This is a genomic window from uncultured Porphyromonas sp., from assembly GCF_934359325.1.
GTDB lineage: Bacteria > Bacteroidota > Bacteroidia > Bacteroidales > Porphyromonadaceae > Porphyromonas_A.
The window spans coordinates 1-4,261 of the sequence record NZ_CAKRLH010000143.1 but is presented as its reverse complement, the minus strand read 5'-3'; the positions used below and the strand labels follow the sequence as shown (position 1 = coordinate 4,261).

Below are 4,261 nucleotides of genomic sequence, written 5' to 3'. Positions count from 1 at the left end.
GTGGTACGGCAAAGCTCGGTCGCGACTCCAGGTATCAGGCCATCCTTCCTCTGCGTGGTAAGATCCTTAATGTCGAGAAGGCTATGCCTCACCGTGTTTTTGAGAATAAGGAAATTCAGTCGATGTACACCGCCCTCGGCGTTTCTGTAGGTACAGAGGAGGATCCCAAGGCACTCAATTACTCCAAGCTGAGGTACCACAAGGTGATCATCATGACCGATGCCGATGTCGATGGTGCCCACATTGCGACATTGCTGCTCACCTTCTTCTTCCGTCACATGAGAGCATTAGTGGAGGAGGGATACATTTACATTGCTAATCCGCCGCTCTATCAGTGTCGGACCAAGAGTGGGGACAAGATCGAGTACTGCTTCAATGAGGAGGATCGAGCTGACTTTATTGCTCAGTATGGAGCAGGAGATGAGTCTAAGATCCTGACGCAGCGCTACAAGGGACTCGGAGAGATGGATGCGAGTCAGCTGTGGGAGACGACTATGGATCCTCAGGGACGCTATCTCAAGCAGGTTACTCTCGAGAATGCCGTCGAGGCTGATCGAGTCTTCTCTATGCTGATGGGTGAGGACGTCGAGCCTCGAAGAGACTTTATCAGGGAAAATGCGACCTTCGCTACAGTGGATGCATAGTATGTATGTCGTCCTTCTGCAAGAGGACGATTATTAGATTTTAGGCGAGTGCAACTGACGGTTTGTTGGTTGCACTCGTCATTTTTACAGGTTTATTTTCTAAAGAAATAGATTATTGGGATGAGGAACTTGACAGAGGAGGAGATCAGACTTCTGGAGGATACCAGACGGTGTCAGGCAGATGACTGGAGTCGCATCGAGGTGAGTGAGACCTTCGATCCCTCACAGCTGACTGAGGTCACGTTTGTGGGGCATTGCAGCCTCGGAGACCTATCCGGCACGCATGTGGATCGGTATGGGATCTGGCGAAATAATGGGATCTGTCATGCTCTACTGAAGGACACTACGGTAGGCAACGGTGCCTATATTGCCAATGTTCGAGACTGTATCTCTGACTATGATATCGGAGAGGATGTGACGATCAGTAATGTCAGTGCCATCTACATGTCTGGTCCATCTACCTTCGGCAACGGTGTCCCTGTACCGGTGCTCAATGAAACCGGTGGCATCGAAGTACCTCTCTCTCGCAAGCTGACCGCACAGATTGCTTATCTACTGGTGACCCTGTCTGAGTCAGACCCTGCTCGGAAGGAGTTGCTCAGGCTGATTGCTCAGGATGTAGAGGAGTGTCGCTCGGCACGGGGAACGATAGGAGACAATGTCAGGATCGTCAATACCGGCACGATCATAGATGGCTACATTGGTGAGGGAAGTATCATCGACGGTGCGTCGATCCTAAGTGACTTCTCCCTCTGTAGTCGACCGGGATACCCTGCACAGGTGGGCAATGGAGTGATCGGTCGGCACTTCATCGCGGTGGCAGGTGCATCGATGGTGGATAATTGTACGCTGCACATGGTATTTGTCGGACAGTCTGCAATGGTGAGCAATCTCTTCTCTGCCAATGAGTCTCTGATATTCAGCAACTGTAACCTGGAAAATGGGGAGGCGGCAGCTATTGTAGCCGGTCCATTCACCGTCTCGATGCATAAGAGTTCCCTGCTCATCGCAGGCTTTTTCTCATTTCTCAATGCCGGTTCGGGATCCAATCAGAGTAATCACCTCTATAAGACCGGTCCCATCCATCACGGGGTGGTGGAGCGGGGAAGTAAGACCTCAAGCGACTCGTATATCCTCTGGCCCTCGAGGATCGGTCCCTTTAGTCTGATCATGGGACGACACACGGACCACGTGGATACCTCCTCCTTCCCATTCAGTTATGTGATAGAGAATCACAACGAGACCTACTTGGTGCCGGGTCGAGCGCTTCTGACCATCGGTACTATGCGTGATGCCAAGAAGTGGCCCTCTCGAGATAAGCGGCCGAACGACTGCAAGCTCGACTGCGTCAATTATAACCTCCTCAGTCCCTACTCTGTGGGGAAGATGGAGCAAGGGTATCACAAGCTGCAGGAGTTGCTTGACTTTGTGGGGCAGCACGATGAGACCTATATTTATCATAATCTCCACCTTAAGTCATCGTCCCTGCACCATGGACTTAGGATCTACAGGCTGGGGATCGACAAGTTTATTGGCAACTCGCTCATTACACGTATTAGGGACAAAGCGGGTAGCCAGGAGGTCTCCAGCATTAGCGATCTGAATGAACTACTGCGGCCTGATCACGCTGAGGGAGTAGGTCTCTGGACTGACTTATGTGGCATGATTGCTCCAGAGATGGGTGTTAGGCATCTCACCGAAGGCTTGAGAGAGTCGGCTTATGCGACGATTGACGAATTTAGCCGCCAGATCCGATCTCTGCATCAAAGGTACTACGAGCTAGAGTGGGACTGGAGCTACGACCTGATCTACCGGTGGTATGGTCTCGATCAGTCCGAGACTCTGTCCTCTGAGATGATCTATGAGATCCTGGATCGGTGGATCGATGCAGTACTGACGATTGATCGTCATCTCATCCAGGACGCAGACAAGGAGCATGCTATTGACCGACGGATATCATACATTTCTACCACTGCTTCGGACATCGAGGAGGAGCTTGACCAGGATGAGTATGTCCAGTGTGTCCGAGAGCATATGGAGCGGAAGCAGAGCCTCTACGACTCAGTCATCAGCCAGTTACGGGTTTAGTTCGAAGGAGAGGTCTCGTCTATACGAGAGTCAGCCCCCCACATCAGCTTCTTGCGTAGGTTATCAAAATACTGGTAACCGCTGGTGTGGAGTACTCTAACTGTGCGATCCGACTTACGCACTGTTACCTTACAATTGTCCGGGAAGTCCTTTCCTCTTCCGTCCAGAGCGATGGCAAAGGTTCCTGATCGGCTGTTGATCTCAAAGTCTATCTTCATGCTGTCGGGTATAAGTATCGGTCGCATCGTGAGCGAGTGGGGCGCTATCGGGACAATGAGAAGGGCGGAGCAGTCAGGGTGAACCAGTGGTCCACCTACGCTCAGGGCATAGGCTGAGGAACCGGTAGGCGTGGACACGAGCACGCCGTCAGCCTGATAGTCGACCATCCACTGACCGCATACCTTAGTTGTGACCCGGATCATGCTCAGTATGTCTCGCCTGATGATGGAGACCTCATTGAGCGCAATCCCCTGATGAAGGACCTTACCCTCGGGAGAGGTCACCACAGCCTCCAGAGTGGCCCGCTCGTCCACCTGAGCCCCTCCTGATCGTATCTCATCCCAGTAGGAGGAAAGGACATCAGGCTGCATGCTGGAGAGGAAGCCCAGATGCCCGGAGTTTAGACCGATGATACCTGCCTCCGTGCCGGCCACCAGCTTTGCCCCTCTCAGGAATGTGCCGTCCCCTCCGATGCAGATCATTAGATCCGTGTCGATAGTCCCGCTGAGGGGGTAGGTCCTCACGCCCGAGGGAGCCATGTCGTGCTGGATTAGGTATCCAAAAAACCGGCTGTCTATGGTTACCTCGTCTGCCCTGTCAGCCGTCAGGATATCTAGGATACCTCGAAGGGTATCGGGTGAGGCGGTCTGGTGGGTCGAGCCTATGATGTGTATCCTCATAAATCTACTCTAAAGGTCTTTGAAAATCCTCGTAGACAAAGATAGCAAAAGGGGCGAGATCGGAATATCCGATCTCGCCCCTTTGCTAATAGACCGCTGTCAGATCTTACTTGTGCTCAAGGAGAATGGTCTTGGTAGGACGATCGCAGACGGAGCTCGGACCCCAGTACTGGATTGGACCGGGATAGACGAATGCTGTCTCCTTAGCCCACTCCTCGCGGTGGTTCTCAAACTCTCTGAAGGGGGCGTCCTCCAGGTCTACCAGTGCCTTACGGATCACCGGCTTGTCCTTACCACCACGGCGCTCAATATTGAACATCATTGTGATCGGAGTGCCGCCCGCAATCCACTCGGAGACCTCCCTCGTGAGGTTCTGCACTGAGCTCATGTATCCCGTCAGACCGGCCTCGATCAGCTTACTTGCCGTAAAGCCTAGAGTATAGCAGTAGTCTGCGTCAAAATTGGACGGAGCGGCGCAGCGACCCTCGTATCCGAGGAAGTGATGCTGAGTCTTAAAGGATCCCTCGTACTTCCCCTCCTTCTTCCACTCTGAGAGTTTCTTCGCCACCATACCCGAGAGGAGTTTCTCCGTCTCGATGAGTGACACCTGTACGTTGCCGTGTGGGTCTC

3 protein-coding genes and 1 pseudogene are annotated in these 4,261 nt (G+C 52.8%); 2 read left to right on the top strand and 2 right to left on the bottom strand.

The annotated features are described in order from the left end of the window. Together Q0F21_RS05835 and Q0F21_RS05830 are read left to right on the top strand one after the other, a co-directional pair. Positions 1–644: toprim domain-containing protein (locus tag Q0F21_RS05835; protein WP_297238238.1), on the top strand; the 644-nt coding region annotated here is incomplete at its 5' end. Positions 645–764: 120 nt separating this feature from the next. Continuing rightward, positions 765–2,732 carry a DUF4954 family protein gene (locus Q0F21_RS05830; RefSeq protein WP_297238236.1) on the top strand — a complete coding sequence of 656 codons (1,968 nt, stop codon included), beginning with the start codon at positions 765–767 and terminating at the stop codon, positions 2,730–2,732. Here Q0F21_RS05830 and Q0F21_RS05825 read toward each other — a convergent pair. Continuing rightward, entirely contained in the window at positions 2,729–3,631 is a 903-nt protein-coding gene (locus tag Q0F21_RS05825) for an NAD(+)/NADH kinase (RefSeq protein ID WP_297238234.1), read from the bottom strand. The two genes, Q0F21_RS05830 and Q0F21_RS05825, sit on opposite strands and share 4 nt — an antisense overlap. A 106-nt stretch (positions 3,632–3,737) precedes the next feature. Next, a pseudogene (locus tag Q0F21_RS05820) lies at positions 3,738–4,261 on the bottom strand (diphosphate--fructose-6-phosphate 1-phosphotransferase); the annotation flags it as partial.